Origin of the sequence: Tolypothrix sp. FACHB-123 (assembly GCF_014697075.1) — a bacterium.
Classification (GTDB): Bacteria; Cyanobacteriota; Cyanobacteriia; order Cyanobacteriales; family Nostocaceae; genus Aulosira.
Window position 1 is genome coordinate 123,052 of the sequence record NZ_JACJRE010000015.1, and the last position, 17,732, is coordinate 140,783.

At 41.5% G+C, this 17,732-nt stretch carries 16 protein-coding genes; 5 read left to right on the forward strand and 11 right to left on the reverse strand.

What is annotated here, in order from left to right:
- Positions 1-61 precede the first annotated feature (61 nt).
- Complete coding sequence (locus H6G41_RS12795; protein WP_190746556.1) at positions 62-640, forward strand: hypothetical protein; 579 nt, start codon at positions 62-64, stop codon at positions 638-640.
- Positions 641-660: 20 nt separating this feature from the next.
- Here H6G41_RS12795 and H6G41_RS12800 read toward each other — a convergent pair whose 3' ends face one another.
- Positions 661-987 carry a helix-turn-helix domain-containing protein gene (locus H6G41_RS12800; protein WP_190746557.1) on the reverse strand — a complete coding sequence of 109 codons (327 nt, stop codon included), beginning with the start codon at positions 985-987 and terminating at the stop codon, positions 661-663.
- Positions 988-1,091: 104 nt separating this feature from the next.
- On the opposite strand from H6G41_RS12800, the gene H6G41_RS12805 reads away from it, so the two are divergent.
- Positions 1,092-1,829, forward strand: coding sequence for an SDR family oxidoreductase (locus H6G41_RS12805; protein ID WP_190746558.1), 738 nt, complete (start codon positions 1,092-1,094; stop codon positions 1,827-1,829).
- A 110-nt stretch (positions 1,830-1,939) separates the two neighbouring features.
- Here H6G41_RS12805 and H6G41_RS12810 read toward each other — a convergent pair whose 3' ends face one another.
- Entirely contained in the window at positions 1,940-2,590 is a 651-nt protein-coding gene (locus H6G41_RS12810; protein ID WP_190746559.1) for a TraX family protein, read from the reverse strand.
- Positions 2,591-2,901: 311 nt separating this feature from the next.
- Between H6G41_RS12810 and H6G41_RS12815 the strand changes: the two genes are divergently transcribed.
- Positions 2,902-4,257: a cytochrome P450 gene (locus tag H6G41_RS12815; protein WP_190746560.1), complete on the forward strand. Its 1,356-nt coding sequence runs from the start codon at positions 2,902-2,904 to the stop codon at positions 4,255-4,257.
- Between the two features lie 198 nt (positions 4,258-4,455).
- Here H6G41_RS12815 and H6G41_RS12820 read toward each other — a convergent pair whose 3' ends face one another.
- Positions 4,456-5,850 carry a sensor histidine kinase gene (locus H6G41_RS12820; protein WP_190746561.1) on the reverse strand — a complete coding sequence of 465 codons (1,395 nt, stop codon included), beginning with the start codon at positions 5,848-5,850 and terminating at the stop codon, positions 4,456-4,458.
- 262 nt (positions 5,851-6,112) lie between these two features.
- Here H6G41_RS12820 and H6G41_RS12825 point away from each other — a divergent pair, with 262 nt between their 5' ends.
- Positions 6,113-6,697, forward strand: a complete 585-nt coding sequence (locus H6G41_RS12825) for a YdeI family protein (RefSeq protein WP_190746562.1) — start codon at positions 6,113-6,115, stop codon at positions 6,695-6,697.
- Positions 6,698-6,979: 282 nt separating this feature from the next.
- On the opposite strand, the gene H6G41_RS12830 is transcribed toward H6G41_RS12825, so the two are convergent.
- The 6 genes from H6G41_RS12830 to nifS form a co-directional block, all read right to left on the reverse strand.
- Positions 6,980-7,363, reverse strand: coding sequence for a hypothetical protein (locus tag H6G41_RS12830; protein ID WP_206756943.1), 384 nt, complete (start codon positions 7,361-7,363; stop codon positions 6,980-6,982).
- Between the two features lie 425 nt (positions 7,364-7,788).
- Positions 7,789-9,171 carry a nitrogenase molybdenum-iron protein alpha chain gene (gene nifD / locus H6G41_RS12835; RefSeq protein WP_190746564.1) on the reverse strand — a complete coding sequence of 461 codons (1,383 nt, stop codon included), beginning with the start codon at positions 9,169-9,171 and terminating at the stop codon, positions 7,789-7,791.
- A 160-nt stretch (positions 9,172-9,331) separates the two neighbouring features.
- Positions 9,332-10,222 (reverse strand): nitrogenase iron protein, encoded by an 891-nt coding sequence (nifH, locus tag H6G41_RS12840; RefSeq protein ID WP_096647180.1) that lies wholly within the window; start codon positions 10,220-10,222, stop codon positions 9,332-9,334.
- Positions 10,223-10,569: 347 nt separating this feature from the next.
- The gene (locus H6G41_RS12845; RefSeq protein ID WP_190746565.1) at positions 10,570-10,926 is read right to left on the reverse strand and encodes a group 1 truncated hemoglobin; all 357 of its coding nucleotides are present in this window, start codon (positions 10,924-10,926) and stop codon (positions 10,570-10,572) included.
- Between the two features lie 191 nt (positions 10,927-11,117).
- A complete protein-coding gene (nifU, locus tag H6G41_RS12850; protein ID WP_190746566.1) occupies positions 11,118-12,035 on the reverse strand; it encodes a Fe-S cluster assembly protein NifU in 918 nt (305 codons plus the stop codon).
- Positions 12,036-12,149: 114 nt separating this feature from the next.
- Positions 12,150-13,358 carry a cysteine desulfurase NifS gene (gene nifS, locus H6G41_RS12855; RefSeq protein ID WP_190746567.1) on the reverse strand — a complete coding sequence of 403 codons (1,209 nt, stop codon included), beginning with the start codon at positions 13,356-13,358 and terminating at the stop codon, positions 12,150-12,152.
- 282 nt (positions 13,359-13,640) lie between these two features.
- On the opposite strand from nifS, the gene xisF reads away from it, so the two are divergent.
- Positions 13,641-15,185, forward strand: a complete 1,545-nt coding sequence (gene xisF / locus H6G41_RS12860; protein WP_190746568.1) for a fdxN element excision recombinase XisF — start codon at positions 13,641-13,643, stop codon at positions 15,183-15,185.
- 42 nt (positions 15,186-15,227) lie between these two features.
- On the opposite strand, the gene H6G41_RS12865 is transcribed toward xisF, so the two are convergent.
- Together H6G41_RS12865 and H6G41_RS12870 are read right to left on the reverse strand one after the other, a co-directional pair.
- Entirely contained in the window at positions 15,228-16,019 is a 792-nt protein-coding gene (locus tag H6G41_RS12865; RefSeq protein WP_190746569.1) for a response regulator transcription factor, read from the reverse strand.
- Positions 16,020-16,104: 85 nt separating this feature from the next.
- A complete protein-coding gene (locus H6G41_RS12870) occupies positions 16,105-17,628 on the reverse strand; it encodes an MFS transporter (RefSeq protein WP_308796213.1) in 1,524 nt (507 codons plus the stop codon).
- Between the last annotated feature and the right edge of the window lie 104 nt (positions 17,629-17,732).

Sequence of the window (17,732 nt, forward strand, 5' to 3'; positions counted from 1 at the left end):
AGGATTTGATACCATAAACCAAATGAGCGATCGCAGTCTTGAGCAGATACGCAAACTTACTATGACAAAGCGCAAGAAAAGCAATCTCCAGTGGATTAAAGAAACCCTTGAACTCAAACCCGATCATCGTTGGGAATCGCCATCAGGCTACAAAATCTTTGTAGCCAATCGCGGCGCTGTTCGCTTCAATGTACCCCAAAATTGGGTTTTTGAGCCACAAGAAAAATCATTCAAGTTCATGGATAAAAAACCGCCTAATGATGATTGCTGTCTAGAAGTATCTTTTAATCCACTTCCGCCTAATGATTGGAGTATGTTTCCCCTCAAAGCCACCTTAAGAAAAGTTATGGAAGATGACAGCCGCAACGTCATTGAAAGGGGAGAAATTATTACCGTCAAGCGCCAAACAGCCAAAATTGTTTGGACAGAAATTAAATTTATTGACACCCAAGCCGAACCAAGAGAAGCATTTTCCCGGACTTGTATTGGTTTAGGTTCAAATGTTCAATGTTTAATTACATTTGATTATTGGGCAGATCAAGCAGAAGAATTAACACCAATTTGGGATGAAGTAATTCGCAGTTTGACATTAGGATTATATATCCGCGATCCTCGGACTGGTTTAGCTTATCCAGATTAAACACCAAAATAAAAATATCACTACTTTAATCTCTGTAAATGAGCTTTCCCCCAATTGCAGAGTACATTTAATGCTGGCATCAAACTACGACCATAATCTGTAAACGAGTATTCAACTTTAGGGGGAATATCTGAATAGACTGTTCGCGTCACAATGCCATCTTTTTCGAGTTCTCGCAGCTGTTGGCTCAATACTTTCTCACTAATATCGGGAATCAATCGTTTTAATTGACTAAAACGCCTACTTTCATCTTTCAAATGCCACAAAATTAAAATTTTCCACTTACCACCCAAAACCTTTAGTGTTGTTTGCACAAAGACTGTACCTTCAGTCTGTATTTCTGCCATTGATACTCTTCCCCAATCGGACTTACAAAAAAGTAAGTACTTCCACAAAAATTCATCTTAGTATACCTTGGTAATCGTTTAATCCATAGGTGAGGCAACGAGAAATGCAGATAAAAAACGCTGTTGCTTTAGTAACCGGGGCAAATGGAGGAATTGGTCAGTATTATGTAGAAGCACTCCTGACAGCTGGAGCATCTCGGATTTATGCAGGTGCAAGAAATCCCAAATCCCTAGATGCGATCGCCGCCACAGATCCGCAACGCATTATTCCCATTTCACTTGATATTATCGATGAAAAATCCGTAATTGCTGCTGCTGCTAAGTGTAGTGATGTGAATTTGCTGATTAATAATGCAGGTATTGGGTTACTCAAAGGATTTATCTCCGCAACAGATCTTACAAGTGCTAGATCGGAAATGGAAGTTAATTATTTTGGTACCCTAAACATGTGCCGTGCATTTGCCCCAGTTTTGCAAGCTAATGGCGGCGGAGCGATTGTTAATATGCTCAGCATCTTAGCAAAGGTTAATTTGCCAATGAATGCTTCTTACTGTGCTTCTAAAGCAGCCGCTTTACTAATGACTCAAGGGATTAGAGCAGAACTCGCAGCCCAAGGTACATTAGTCATAGGAGTAATGCCAGGAACCGTAGATACAGAAGCCAGTAAACATTTTCCCCCGCCCAAAGTCGCACCCGAAATCGTTGCTCAAACAGCGTTACAAGCTGTGATTGATGAAATTGAGGATGTTTACCCAGGCGAGCAAGCTATGCAAATGGCAGCCCAGTTACTCCAAGACCCCAAAGCACTAGAAAAAGCAATGGCAGCAATGTTGCCCAATTAATTTAGTTGAGATTTGAGTACAGATTATCGTTAATTGTAGGGGCACTGGCATTGCCATGCCCCGAAGCGCGTACCTAATTTACCTGCAATATGCGGCATATAGGATTATTTTTATCTGGAAAATATAAAATGTCTAATTAAACCTAATATTAACAAATGCCCTGGGTAGAATGCATAAAACCATCTAGCCCGCCGCCCTTGTTTACCATTGAATTGAAAGACAATGATACCTGCGAAAATTGCCAAGTTTTGCCCAAGAGAATTCATAGAACCGACGACTGCAACAAGATGAAGAATACACCAGTAAAGCGCCCAAATTGCGGGCTTGAGTTTATCAGTGAGAGACATTAAGAAAATGACGCCAATTCCATAGGCTCCATATTCACAGCGGAAAATTTCCGCGATCAATGCACATAATCCCACCATAGGAATTTGCTGCGATAATCGCGGATAACGCCTGATTAGACGCAACATTATCAATCCAATCAGCAGCGTAAACAGAATATTGAGGAATGACTTCCTAAAAACAATAGTATAGATTGGCTGAGAAATGATGGCTGCAATTAACAACCTACTACCATAGCGGTAGATATCTCGGGTGTGTTTTTCGCCTTCAGCCACAAGCCATGCAAACAGAGGAAAACTCAAGCGCCCAATATAATTCAAAATTACTAAATTTGGCATTAGTATATGGTAGACATGATCTATGACCATGAAAACTGCTGCCAAAACTTTAATGTGGAAAGCTGTAAGTTTAATCACAAAGTATAGTCAACAAATCGCTTACTGGGTCTTAATTTAGGGAAAATTGTATCGAACATAATTTGGCAATCCATCCCTATTAAGACGGAAGCATTACTCAAAAAAATCAAGGGTTTTGACAAAAAGTGTAGATTGTCAAACCAAGGCGCAAGCTAGAGAATTACGCAGTTAAAATTCATGCACAAATATCATTCTATATCCGTATAATTCTCTATTGAATTCACTCGTAAATATAACTTCTTGCCATTGTACATAGGAGCCATATTCCTCATGTAAAGTGGAATTATAGGGATAAAACAATAGGGAATTTTATGCTAAATCAATTACCAAATAGTATTACCAGCCCTGCATGGTGGCAACTCATCAATTGGATTGGCGATCCCATCGGATTTCAGCGCCAGAATAGCCAAAAGTATGGAGATATTTTTTCCATGCGTCTGAGTGGAATTGGATCTTATGTAATTATTGGTAATCCCCAAGCCATTCAAGAAGTTTTTAACCAAGATGCTAAATTTGATATCGGTCGGGGAAACGCACTAGCAAAGCCTCTTGTTGGAGAAAACTCTTTAATGTTAATGGATGGCGATCGCCATCGCAGAGAACGAAAATTATTAATGCCCCCGTTTCATGGCGAAAGACTTCAAACCTACGCCCATCAAATCTGTTCAATTACAGATGCAATTGCTAGCCAATGGCAAATTGGTCAACCGTTTATAGCTCGGTCTGCTATGCAGAAAATTAGCCTAGAAGTAATTTTAAAAATCGTTTTTGGTTTAAGTGAAGACGAACGCTATCAACAACTTAAACCTTTACTCACAGCCTGGCTAAATATGACCGATTCTCCCCTACGTTCTAGCATGTTATTTTTGCGGTTCTTACAAAAAGATTGGGGAAGTTGGACACCTTGGGGACGGATGAAACAAAGACAGCGCCAAGTTCACGATTTGCTACAAGCAGAAATTACAGAAAAAAGGACAAAGCAAGATGAGCAGATGGGAGGCGATGTTTTAAGTCTCATGATGGCAGCGCGAGATGAAAATGGTCAAGCAATGAGTGATGCAGAATTAAAAGATGAATTGCTAACCATTTTATTTGCTGGTCATGAAACTACAGCAACCACATTAGCTTGGGCTTTTTATCAAATTCATCAACATCCAGATATTCTAGAAAAATTACAGCACGAATTAGACAGTTTGGGAGACAATCCCAACCCAATGGAAATTGCACATTTACCCTACTTAACAGCAGTATGTCAAGAAACACTGCGGATGTATCCAGTCATTCCTATACTATTTCCACGGATTGCTAAATCAGCAGTCAAGATTGGCGGACATGAGTATGATGCAGAAACTACTTTTATGGCGAGTATATACCTCGTGCATTACCGAGAAGATTTATATCCCAATGCTGAACAGTTTAAACCAGAACGGTTTTTGCATCGCCAATATTCTGCTTGGGAATACTTACCCTTTGGTGGTGGAAGTCGGCGGTGTTTAGGACATGCTTTAGCTATGTTGGAAATGAAATTAGTCCTAGCAACGATTTTATCTAAATATCAACTCGCTTTAGCCGAGGATAAACCCGTGAAAGTGCAACGTCGGGGATTTACCCTTGCACCTACAGGCGGTGTGCGGATGGTGATGACAGGAAAACGTTACAGCGCTTAGGTGAGAAGGGGGTTATCGGTAGAGCGATGCCTGCGGCGGTAAACTACGCAACTTGATTGATATCCAACTAACCGCAAATTATACTCGTACTAATTCACATCATCTTTGCGACACAGACCCTATAAGGGGCGTACAGTTGTATACCCCTTATCTTTGTGAATGCAACTTATCCAAAAACCAACAAAAAGATTAATACAATTACATAGGTATTTCAATCTGAAATTTTGCACCAGTTCCTGGCGCAGAAATACAGTTTAATTTACCACCATGCTGCTCAACTATAATTTGATAGCTAATAGAAAGTCCCAAACCAGTACCAGAACCCACAGGTTTTGTAGTGAAAAATGGATCGAAAATATGAAACAAAGTTGCTTCATCCATACCCATACCATTATCAATAATCGAAATTCTCACAGCATTGTTTTCAGCAACCAACTCTGTTTTAATGTGAATCATTGGCTGAGGGATGGAGTGAGAATCAGAACGTAAAGCATCAATGGCATTATTCAAAATATTCATCAATACTTGATTGAGTTGACTAGCATAGCAGTTAACTGGAGGCAGTGGTTGATATTCTTTAATCACCTGAATTGGCGGAAATATCTGATTAGCATTTAATCGATGTTGCAGAATTAGTAAGGTACTTTCTATACCTTCATGTATGTCTATAGCTTTCTTGCTAGATTCATCCAACCGAGAAAAATTGCGTAAACTTAGGACAATATTACGAATGCGATCGCTCCCTGCTTGCATCGAATTCAGCATTTTAGAAACATCTTTTTTTAAATAATCTATTTCCGCTTCTTCAATTTTTGCCTGTAGCGCCCTAGAAGTATGGGGATATTCTGATTGATATCCCTCAATTAGTTCTAACAGAATATTGATAGAGTCTTTAGTATGGGCAATATTGCTATAAATAAAACCAATAGGATTATTAATTTCATGAGCAATACCTGCAACCAGATGTCCCAAACTAGACATTCTTTCTGCTTGAATTAATTGGGCTTGGGTTTTTTTCAATTCTTTGAGCGTTTGTTGCAAGTAAATATTTTGTTGTTTAAGTGCATTTTCTGCCAACTGTCGCTCAATTTCTGCTGCGGAACGCGCTGCAAAAATTTTTAAAATCGATTCCTGTTCTTCATAACTGCGTTCCAATGGTTTAGTATGCAAACCTGCAATATGTCCAAGAGGCTTGCCTTCAGGATTTAAAATGGGAACGCCTAAATAGCTTTCCGCATTTAACATGACTAAATCTTGGTCTTCTGGAAACGCTTTTTGGATACATTCAGGGTAAATTTGAAGACCTTGTTCATAAAGAACACCACAAGGAGTTCCCGCCAAATCATATTCAAAATTGGGGCCAAAGTTTTCTCCTGTCCAAAATGCCAAAACTTTAGCGCGTGGCTGAGTCTCATCAACAAACTCTGCAATCAATGCATACTGAATTTGTAATACTTCAGCTAAGTAATGGGCACAAGCTTGGAAGAAAGCTTCCCCAACCTGAGATGCAATCCCTTCTACAATCAGTTTTAGGTTAATATTTTCTTGGTGGAGTGGTTGAATTGCCAGTTCTGTTGAATGCGGATTCTGCATAATGGAAAGTTGAATTTTGAATAGTGTTATAGGTATTGCTATTAAGTTTCAGTCTTCCCGTTTAGAACTTATAAGTCTTGACAATCAGGAACAATTTAACTAAGGTTCATCAAAAGTTTATTATCACACTTTATATTGATGCATATTGATAGATATTGATGCGATCGCATTTTTAATGCAGGCAATTCAATGATTTTTTGAGTGCGATCGCCAAATTCTTGAAAATTATATAATACATATATAATTTTTAAAATTTTCCGCTATGGCAACATTTGATAATCAACTAGAAACCGTTTATGCCAAAGACCGTCAAGAATGGCGAGAATGGTTACAGAGAAATCATCATAGTTCTATAGGTGTGTGGCTGATCTACTACAAAGTCAAAAGTGGCAAACCAAGCGTTAAATATAGCGAAGCCGTAAAAGAAGCTTTATGTTTTGGCTGGATTGATAGTAAAGTCAAAACTATAGATACAGAACGTTATATGCAAATATTTACACCCCGCAAACCAAAAAGTGTTTGGTCAAAATTAAACAAGCAATATATCGAAGAACTCATCACCCAAAATTTGATGACTGAAGCAGGACTAAAAAAGATTGAAGCGGCAAAAGAAAATGGTTCATGGAGCAGCCTAGATGCGATTGAAGCATTAACAATTCCCGCAGATTTAAAACTAGCATTAACAGCTAATAAAACAGCCAATAAGTATTTTGAGGCGTTGAGTAAATCATCCAAGAAAAATATTCTTTCGTGGATTGAGAGCGCTAAACGTCCAGAAACAAGGTTAAAGAGAATTCAGCAAACCATAATTTCAGTAGCGCAGAATAAAAATCCCTTAAGCCGCTAAGATTAGGGATTCGTAACTTAAATAACACCAGCCTGAAATGTAGCGATCGCATTTAACATAATGCCTGAAATATGCAAATGAAGCCGCATATAACTATATAGTAATTAGAATTAACCAAACTCAGAAAACTGGCATATTCTCTTATGCTAATGCAGCTACTACATTGAGTCAATTACAAGCTCAACGCATTCAAATTGCAAAAACGGATTCGCGGATTGCAGCGGTCTTCCAGTCTTCTGAGACAAGCCATTCACTTGATTAACCGCAAGTAATAATGATCGCTTAGAATTTCATGTCAAACTGTTCTGGGAATGGACTGCTGACGATATTACTGTATCCAGCCATAAAATCACCAAACTGTCCGTTAATCGTTGGGGTTTCTGCTGAAAGGCGGTACTGCGAAGACTTAGGCAGTTGGAGCGAAGGTGAATAATTGAACGTAAGGGTGTAAGTGCAGCCATTACCCAGAATACTACCTTGTGCTTTTGTAGAACCCAACTCTACCTTTGGTATATTTCCTGTTCCGCTGGTAACGTTATGCCATATTTCTGCCTTCACTTTAATTTGGTCACAGTTAACAGATGTAGTATCAGAGCTGAACGCAGTTAGTTCTCCTCTCACAGTATGTGAACTGACTGCATCATTAACTTGAACTGAAGTGTTCATGATTTGACTTGGCTCAGTTTTAGCCTGAACTGCAATTGTGCTAGCAATACTCAAAATGCTAATTCCAATGAAGAGGAGAAACTTTGGCTTTAACATCATTGAATTACCGCTCCTGTTATAGTTTGATTCAGATAAATTAACTCTAAAATAGGACGTGAGCCTTTTGGTAATGTTCCAAACTTGGAGTAAGCTATTTATTTGCGATCGCGCCATTTAATCTAAAAAATGTCATTGAAATTAGTTTTTAACTTAACAGTTTTAATTTAAAACTCATGCAAGCAAAATCTCAAAACCAGACATAATAAGAGTTCTATTATCTCAATCATTAAAAGAGGTTGTTAGTAGATAACGCTGTAAATTACATTTAGGCTAGAAATAGAAGCTTTTTTCTACCGCCACTAAAAAACCCAGTATAATCTTGAGTCCTAAGGACAATTGCTAGGTTCGGAGTAATCCCAAGAGTGCATTTGACGGAAAGGAAGACCCATTTTTTGGAAAACGTACTTCTCTTTCACACCAGAAGCAATTAAATCTGGCTTGAGTGCTTTAACAAACTCTTCAAACTCGTAAGCGGTAACGTCGTCATAAACGATGGTGCCGTTTTCGATGTAGTGAGTGGTACGTTTGTAGTCATCATTATGAGCGAACTCATAACCTGTACCAATCATTCTCATACCCAAATCTTGGAAAGCGGGTACAACGTGGCGAGGACGTAGACCACCAACCATCATAGCGACGGTCTTACCTTCCAAACGGGGGCGATATTTCTTAATAATCGCATCCATTGTGGGCTGATACTTAGCAATGATCTTCTCAGCGTTTTCTTGGATCTTAGAGTCAAACTTAGAAGCGATTTCCCGTAAGGATTCAGCAATCTTAGTAGGCCCAAAGAAGTTGTATTCTAACCAGGGAATACCATACTTCTCTTCCATGTGACGGCTGATGTAGTTCATCGACCGGTAGCAGTGGATGAGGTTAATTTTTACGTTTGGTGTCAGCATCATTTCGTTGATTGTGCCATCACCAGACCACTGAGCAACTACACGCAAGCCTAATTCTTCTAAAAGAATCCGGCTAGCCCAAGCATCACCACCGATGTTGTAGTCACCAATAATAGCTACGTCATAAGGAGTAGAATCGAAAGGCAGTGTACCGTCTTTCTTAGCTTGGTCGGCTCTGGGGAATACCCAGTCACGAATTTGGTCGTTAGCAATATGGTGACCCAAGGACTGAGACACACCACGGAAGCCTTCGCAACGTACAGGAATAACAGGCTTGTTAATTTCTTTAGCTGCTTTCTTAGCTACGGCTTCGATGTCATCCCCAATCAAACCAATGGGACATTCAGATTGAATAGAAACACCACGGCTGAGGGGGAACAGTACTTCGAGTTCTTGAATCAGCTTTAAGAGTTTTTTGTCACCACCGAAAACGATGTCTCTTTCTTGGAAGTCGGAGGTGAAGTGCATGGTACCAAAGGTATCAACACCAGTTGTACCAATGTAGTAGTTACGACGACCAGACCAAGACCAGTAACCGCAACCTACAGGCCCGTGGCTGATGTGGATCATGTCCTTAATAGGACCCCAAACCACACCTTTAGAACCTGCATAAGCACAACCACGAGCGGTCATTACACCAGGTAAAGATTTGATGTTAGACTTAACGCCGCAGTCGGACTTACCTTCTTCGTATACATTTAAGTGCTTTTCCCGTTTTTTAGCTGCTTTTTCGGGATATGCGCCTAGAACTTCTTTAATTAGTTCTTTTCTTTCGTCAACGATATTCTTGTTTTCTGGAGGAGTCATTTCTAGTCTCTCTTGCTCCTAAGGAACCGGGATAGTCAGGGTAGGGGATTTCCCCTATGGGGTTGGGGACTCTTAGTCCCCGTGGGGGATAGAAATTAGATCAAAGGTAAAAGGGAAGTGATGTAGGTATTCCCTTTTCCTAAAACAAAGCTTACTGAGCTTACTTAGCGGAAGCTTCTGCGGGCTTACCGATGATATCTGCGTGCTTAGAATCGTCGTCAAGGATACCGTATTCGATCAACAGTGCTTCTAATTCATCCATTTCGATTGGTGTCGGAATGGTGAGTTTGTCGTTGTTGATGATCTTCTTAGCTAATGCGCGGTATTCTTGAGATTGGTTGCTGTCAGGTGCGTACTCGTTAACAGTCATCCGGCGCAATTCTGCGTGTTGAACGATGTTGTCACGAGGTACGAAGTGAATCATTTGGGTGTTCAACCGTTTTGCCAAGGTTTCGATGAGTTCGTGTTCCCGGTCTGTTTTACGGCTGTTACAAATCAAACCACCCAAGCGCACACCACCGGAGTGAGCATATTTCAAAATACCGCGAGCGATGTTGTTAGCAGCATACATCGCCATCATTTCACCAGATGTAACGATGTAGATTTCTTGTGCTTTACCTTCACGAATAGGCATAGCGAAACCACCGCACACAACGTCACCTAATACGTCGTAAGATACGAAGTCTAGGTCTTGGTAAGCACCGTTTTCTTCCAAGAAGTTAATAGCGGTGATAATACCACGACCAGCGCAACCTACACCGGGTTCTGGACCACCAGATTCTACGCACTTAACACCACGGAAACCGGTCAGCATTACTTCTTCGAGTTCCAAGTCTTCTACTGCACCGCGTTCAGCAGCCAAGTGCAGAACTGTGGTTTGAGCTTTAGCATGGAGCATCAAACGGGTGGAGTCAGCCTTAGGGTCGCAACCCACAATCATGATGCGCTGACCCATTTCTGCCATAGCTGCGAGGGTGTTTTGGGAGGTGGTAGATTTACCGATACCACCTTTACCGTAGAAAGCTATCTGTCTAATGTTTTCGTCAGTCATGGTTCGTGTTTCCTGCAATTGGTTGGTTGGTGGGTCTTTTGCTTTGGTCTGTTGGGTCTCACGCCCGTTGAAGCTCGGAGTGAGTTTGTTGTAGAACGTCGCTTTTGGCGTTGGTACTAGGTATCAGCCGGGGGCGATCGCTCCACAGCAAAGACTATCGGTTGTAAAGACATGTACTATGTTCCTCGGTCAAATTAAATTTTTTTTCTTTTATTCTTTGTTAATAGCCATTTTTATGACTATTAACAAAGGTAATTACGCACTTTACAAATACTTGTGATTCAGATAGAAACACCTGGTAGAACTTGACTAAATCTCTTCGTCAACAATCAATCATCAAGTCCAAATTACTTGTTTAAAATAGCGCCTTTGACATTGGAGACGCGAGCCATTGCAGCGCTGATATCATCAGCAGATACTCCATTGGCTGCCATTGCATCACTAAGGTGTTTAGCAATAACATCAAAGTGTTGGGGCTGGATATTCATACCAGTATGGGTTTTGTCCATTGGGCGACCTGCATATTGCTTGGGCCCTTCCAGTAACTGAGCTACGAATGCAACAAAGTGACTGCGTTGCTTCGCCATATCTGTCTTAGCGAAGAAAGTATTCACGCTGCTGTCTGCTTGGATGCGTTTGTGTAAATCTGCAACTACTTTATCGAGAGTTGCTTGTCCGCCAATTTTTTCGTACAGTGCGCTCATATCCTCATTCCTTTGAAGCGAGTTGGATTATGGAAATCGCAATTAGGCGTTGAATACTTGCCTATGTGCTTAAGCTGTCTGTTGTGGGTAGGATTTAATTTATTGATGCGAAGTGAATTGTCTCGGTCAAATCCTACTTTCTGTTTCTTTGAGTCTTGCACATTAGGTGTATTTGTGTGGTGCGTAAAGCTTTATAGCAGTGGCTCGACGGCTTCAACTATCAGGTTCTTGCTGACACGATCCTGCAATCTGGCTTCTATGGCAATTTTGAGAGTTGCTGTGCTGCTAGAACAAGAACCACAAGCTCCTTGAAGCAGAACCTTGACGCGATCGCCATCGACATCGTAAAGTTCAACATCTCCACCATCAGCAATCAGAACAGGTCTGACTTCTTCATCTAAGACCTTTTGAATCAGTGCAATCTTTTGCACATTCGTGAGTCCGAGTTGTGATTGTTTACCAGTAGCAATATCGGTTGCAACTTTCACGCCGTAGTTGTTGATTGCAGGTGTAGCGGCTTCTTGCTGAACTTCTTTAATAATATCATCAATATTCGCTAAACAGGAACCGCATCCGCCACCAGCTTTCACATAATTTGTTACCTGTTCCGCATCAGTGAGGTTATTTTCCAAAATCACGCGCCGAATTCTGGATTCGCTGATACCAAAGCAGCTACAAATTAGTGCCCCTTCATCATCGTCATCATGGGCAGCCAAGGGAATGCCACGATAATTATATATAGCTGCTTCTAGGGCTTCTTGTCCCATGACAGAGCAGTGCATTTTTGCTTCTGGCAATCCGCCCAGATATTCTGCAATGTCTTTATTCGATACATTGAGGGCTTCATCTAAAGTTAAACCCTTAATCATTTCGGTTAAAGCGCTGGAAGATGCGATCGCACTCGTGCAGCCAAAGGTTTGAAAGCGGGCATCAAGAATCTTATCACTAGCGACTTCAACTTTCAGGTGTAGTCTTAAAGCATCACCACAAGCAATGCTTCCTACTTCCCCAGTCGCCACCTTCACCCCAGCGTCATCAGCTTCTTCGATGACTCCCTGATTCTTGGGATTGTAAAACAGTTCTAATACTTTATCTGTGTAGTCCCACATAGCCGATTTAGGATTTTAGAGTTTGGATTTTGAATTGGGGGATTGGGCATTGGGCACTGGGCATGGGTATTAATTTCTATTCCCTATGCCCCATGCGCCATGCCCCATTCCCTATTAACGATGAGCCAATGTTTGTTCTTGCGCTTGCAGCCAACCAGCTTCATCATTTTTGAAGGGTGAAAGGGCGCGCAAACGTTCGACAATTTCCGGCATAACCGCAATTACTTGATCGATTTCGGCTTCTGTGGTGTAGCGACAGAGGCTAAAGCGGATGGAACCGTGTAAAGTGGTGTAGGGTAAGCCCATTGCCCGCAATACATGGGAAGGTTCCAAAGAGCCAGATGTACAAGCTGAACCGGATGAGGCACAGATACCGTATTTGTTTAGTAGTAGCAGAATGGCTTCGCCTTCAATGTATTTGAAGCCGATGTTGGTGGTGTTGGGCAATCTCTGCGTTGTATCGCCGTTAACTTCACAGTCAGGAATTTGAGCGAGTAAGGTTTGTTCTAGGCGATCGCGCAGCCTTCTTTCTCTCTTAGTCGCTTCTTCTAAATGTAACATTTCCAGTTCAGCAGCTTTACCGAGAGCAACAATCCCTGGAACGTTCTCTGTTCCCGCACGCCGCCCCCGTTCTTGGTGTCCACCAATTAAGAAGGGACGGAATCTGACACCGCGTCGTATATACAAAGCACCAATACCTTTAGGTGCGTGTATTTTGTGACCGGATAGCGTCAGCATATCTATGGTGCTATTCTTCATATTCAGGGGGATTTTACCCACTGCTTGCACCGCATCAACGTGGAATAAAGCGCCATACTCTTTAGCGCGCAAGCCAATTTGCTCGATGGGGAAAACCACGCCAGTTTCGTTATTGGCATACATTGTGGTTACCAAAGCGGTGTTACCTGTCAAGGAAGCTTCTAGCTCATTGAGATCCAATTGTCCCTGACCATTTACAGAAAGATAGGTAACACTGTAACCTTGGGTTTCTAATTGTTTGCAGACATTCAGTACTGCTGGGTGTTCAACTTGAGTTGTAATAATGTGGCGTTTGTTCGGTTGTGCCAACAGTGCAGCGCGAATTGCTGCATTATCACCTTCAGTACCGCAACTAGTGTAGACAATTTCTGACTCATCTGCTCCCAGAAGGGCTGCAAGTTGTTCTCTTGCTGTTTTCACTGCTTTGGCAAGTTGTCCGCCAAAGGTATGCATACTAGAGGGATTGCCGTAATATTCCGTTAAGTAGGGCAATATCGCCTCTACAACTTCTGGATCTACCTTTGTGGTGGCATTATTATCGAGATAAATGCAGTTGCTTTGCATTGGCTTTAATTTAGGAATTATGAATTATCAAAGATGAAAGATGAAGGGTGAAAGGTGAAGTATCAAGCTAGTCTTTCACAGGCAGTTTGAGCATCAACCAAATATGAAAATCCTATCTCTTCTGCCTTATTTTCCCGTGGAATTCTAGATTTAATACTTCATCCTTTATATTTTATCCCTCATAGTTCACCTGGGGTTGACGCTTTTGCAACTGCTCAGAGAATTTCTGAGAATAGAAGTATTCACTATCAAATATAATAAAGGTTGTGTCTATGCGCTGTTATGGAAAGTTGGGGTTACGCAAGGGTTAGCGGTGAGGAGCAGCAAACAGATAAAGGTGCGTTGCGTAAACAAATAGAACGCTTGCAAAATGCTGGTTGTTCCAAAGTTTACTGGGATATTCAGTCACGGACAACGGAAGTTAGGGAAGGGTTACAACAATTAATTAATGACTTGAAGACATCTGCAAAGGGTAAGGTAATATCTCTGCAATTTACCCGCATCGATCGCATTGGTTCATCATCGCGTTTATTTTATTCATTGTTAGAGGTATTACGTTCCAAAGGGATTAAACTGATAGCTTTAGATCAAGGAGTCGATCCAGACAGTTTGGGTGGAGAATTAACCATTGATATGTTGCTGGCTGCTGCTAAATTTGAGGTGAGAATGGTGACGGAGAGGTTAAAGAGCGAACGCCGTCATCGCGTTACCCAAGGGAAAAGTCACCGAGTTGCACCATTAGGATACCGCATCCACAACGATAAATATGTACGGGATAATTCTCCATGCGTTTGCTTGTTAGCAGGGAGAAGAGAATTAACTGTATCAGATGTAGCTAGATATATTTTTAATACTTTTTTTGAATGTGGTTCAGTTGCGGCTACCGTGCGTAAATTACATTCGGATTTTGGGATAGAAACAAAAGCTTTTGATTGGCATAAGCCAGAAAAATCTTCACGAATTATCAGCGATGAAGACTTAGATACAATTGTCTTTACACCAGCTAAAGCTAATCACCCTTTGCGTTATCCTTGGTCTGGTTTAAGATGGTCAATTCCTGGTTTAAAAGCATTATTAGTTAATCCTGTTTATGCAGGAGGGTTACCTTTTGATACTTATGTAAAATCTAAAGGAAAGCGCAAACATTTTGATGAATGGAAGGTAAAATGGGGAACCCACGATGATGAAGCCATTATTACCAGCACCGAACACGAACAAATCAAACAAATTATTCGAGGTAATCGCCATAACCGATGGGCTTCTAGAGAAGATAACGAAATCAACCCATTTTCTAATTTAATTAAATGCGCTCATTGCGGAGGTTCTATGACGCGCCATGCCAAACGAGTAGATAAGCAGGGGCAAGCTATTTACTATTATCAGTGCCGCTTGTATAAAGCTGGTAATTGTAATCATAAAGATATGATTTCCTCAAAAAAATTAGATATTCAAGTAGCAGATTTATTATCACAAGAAGCCGAACGGTTAGCCAACTTGGTAGAAGCAGATGAACCACCGATAATAGAGGAACCTCCAGAAGTAAAAACTCTGCGTGCATCGCTGAATAATCTAGAAATATTACCACCAAGTTCGGCAATAGAACAAATTAAAAATGACCTCAAAGAACAAATTGCGATCGCACTAGGAACAATGAATAATGCAACCAGAGAATCATTGATTGCTAAAGAACGGATTATCAAGGCTTTTGCTAATAAAAATTACTGGCAAGGACTCCAAGCCCAGGATAAAAGAGCTATCCTCAATGGCTGCATTAAAAAAATTTGTGTAGATGGGAACTTGGTAACAGCCATTGAGTATCGTTACTAGGGAGTTTTGTGATTGAACAACTAGAGGAACTGGAAGGGCACACTAGCTGACTACCTCACCGCTTATCTTCGAGAGGCTTGTCTGCGACACAATTCGTGAATGCTCGCCGATGATGTTCCTCAAAAGACCCCAATAATCTGGAAGTTCCAAGCAGTATCCTGTATTGTGAATTGTTTTGAGATAACGGGGATTGTCGCGATCGGGTTCTATTTTATCTCGGATGTTTTTGATATGAACGCGAATCGTTTCTGGATTATCATCGGGTTCATATCCCCAGACTTGTTTGAGAATCTTATGCAACGAAACAGCTTGATTGGGATACTGAAGCAGACAGTGGATGATGCCAAATTCCAGGCGAGTGAGTTTGACTTTTTCACCAAACCAAAGTGCCTCTAGTTCTGAAGGTATCAGAGTCAGAGGGCCATAACTCAAAATTTCGGTGGGTTTGGTTGTTTTGAAAAATCGCTCTGTGCGCCGCAAGATGGCTTGAACTCTTGCCAGCATCTCTTTTAGAGCAAAGGGCTTGGTGAGATAATCATCTGCACCTGCATTAAACGCCTTCACTTTATTCTCAGCTTGCTCCAAAGCTGTGATAATCATGATGGGAATATCAGCAGTGCGAGGATCTTGGCGTAAGCGACGACAAACTGTAAACCCATCAATGTTTGGTAGCTGAATCTCTAGCATAATTAAGTCTGGTAACAACTCTATGGCTAAAGCTTGACCCTTGATGCCATCAATAGCCCAACTCACCCGATGTCTATGCATTTCTAGACTGACAGCGACTAATTCCGAGAAGCTAAAATTATCGTCAATCAAAAGTATTTGAGACATTGCTCACTCCAAAATCAAATTGGGCATTACTGATTGCTGTAAAAACCTACAAGATGTTTGCCAAAGGCTTAATGGGGCTGGAATTTTATTTGGATTTTGGCATCACCATAAGCGCTGCGGCGATCGCACTCATCCACGCCAATCCAGTACATATAATCATAACTAGCCCAAAAGTATCGGCAAAAGATAGCTTAATTGCAGTTTCAACCGCCTGGAGATTTTCTGGTCTAACTCCTGCTAGCATTGATGTTTGACCAAGCTGATTGGCTTGGGATGCAAGCAAGATCCGTCCTGCCTCAGACAAATGAATACTTGCTGTGTGAACTTCTAACTTGTTTCCATAGTTACACAGTGCCACAGAACCGACAATGGCAATTGTCAGTACTCCCGCCATCCGCGCCACGGCGTTGTTAATTCCCGATGCAGTCCCTGCGTAGTGAGTCGGAACTGAACCCATAACTGTGGTAGTTAAGGGCGCTACAGTGATTGCCATCCCCAAACCAAATACTGTGATGCCAGGAAAGAATGTTGTCCAATAATCCTCAGCACCATCTGTCAGTCCCACGAATGCCATGATCAGGAACCCGAATCCAGCCAACAAGGGGCCAAGGATCAGCAGTGGACGCGGGCCGTATTGGTCTGCTAATTTACCTGCCCAAGGTGAAAATCCACTGAGTAACAGAGCAAAGGGCATATCTGCCATCCCAGCGATTGACTGACTGTAGCCTTGGGCTTGTACTAAGTTGAGTGACAAAAAGAGATTGCCCACATTTAATGCTCCATAAAGGAACAGGGTGAGCAGATTAGTGCCACTGAAGGTCAATGATTTGAATAGATGTAGGGGCATCATTGGGTCTGGGCTGTGTATTTGGACGATAATATAAGCAACCAAAGCTATAACCCCAAGACTTAAACTGCCATAGATGCGTGGATCGTGAAATCCAAAGTTGTGCAGAGAGATAAAACCGTATGTCAAACTTGCTAGTCCCAAAGCGACTAAAATTGCTCCCGGATAATCTATGTTTCCTGAGACTTGTTCATTGCGGCTCTCTGGAACCTGGAAATAGAGTATTACCAATGTGGTTAATCCCAGTGGTAGATTAATCAAGAAAACTCCGCGCCACAGCCCAGCATCAGCAAGTAAGCCACCCAACACAGGCCCCACCAGCGTGACAATCGTCGTTGCGGCTGACCATTTACCGATCGCACTACCGCGTTCTTCTGGCTGAAAACAAGCGGTGATGATGGCGAGGCTACCAGGGATTGTGATTGCACCACCAATACCTTGGACTACACGCGCCCCGATGAGAAATTCAATATTTGGCGCTAATCCACAAGCTAAAGAAGCCATGATAAATAGACTAATGCCAAACATAAACACTTTTTTGCGCCCCAAGCGATCGCCAAGAGAACCACCGATGAGAATTAGTGCTGCGAGCATTAATAGATAAGCATTGACAATCCACAGTAGTTGTTCGCCACTGGCTTGGAGATCATTTTGCAATGTCGGGAGGGTAACATTTAATGCTGAAGTATCGATAAAAGCCATACTTGATGCCAGAATTGTCGATAACAGCACCCAGTACCCTTGTTTAGGTAGTAAAACAATTAAGGTTCTTCAGTAGCTATTATGCCAAATTATTAGTTATAGCACTCATATAAACACAAAAAAAGCATCTTTATTTTGCCAAAAGCCTTATATGTATTGACATC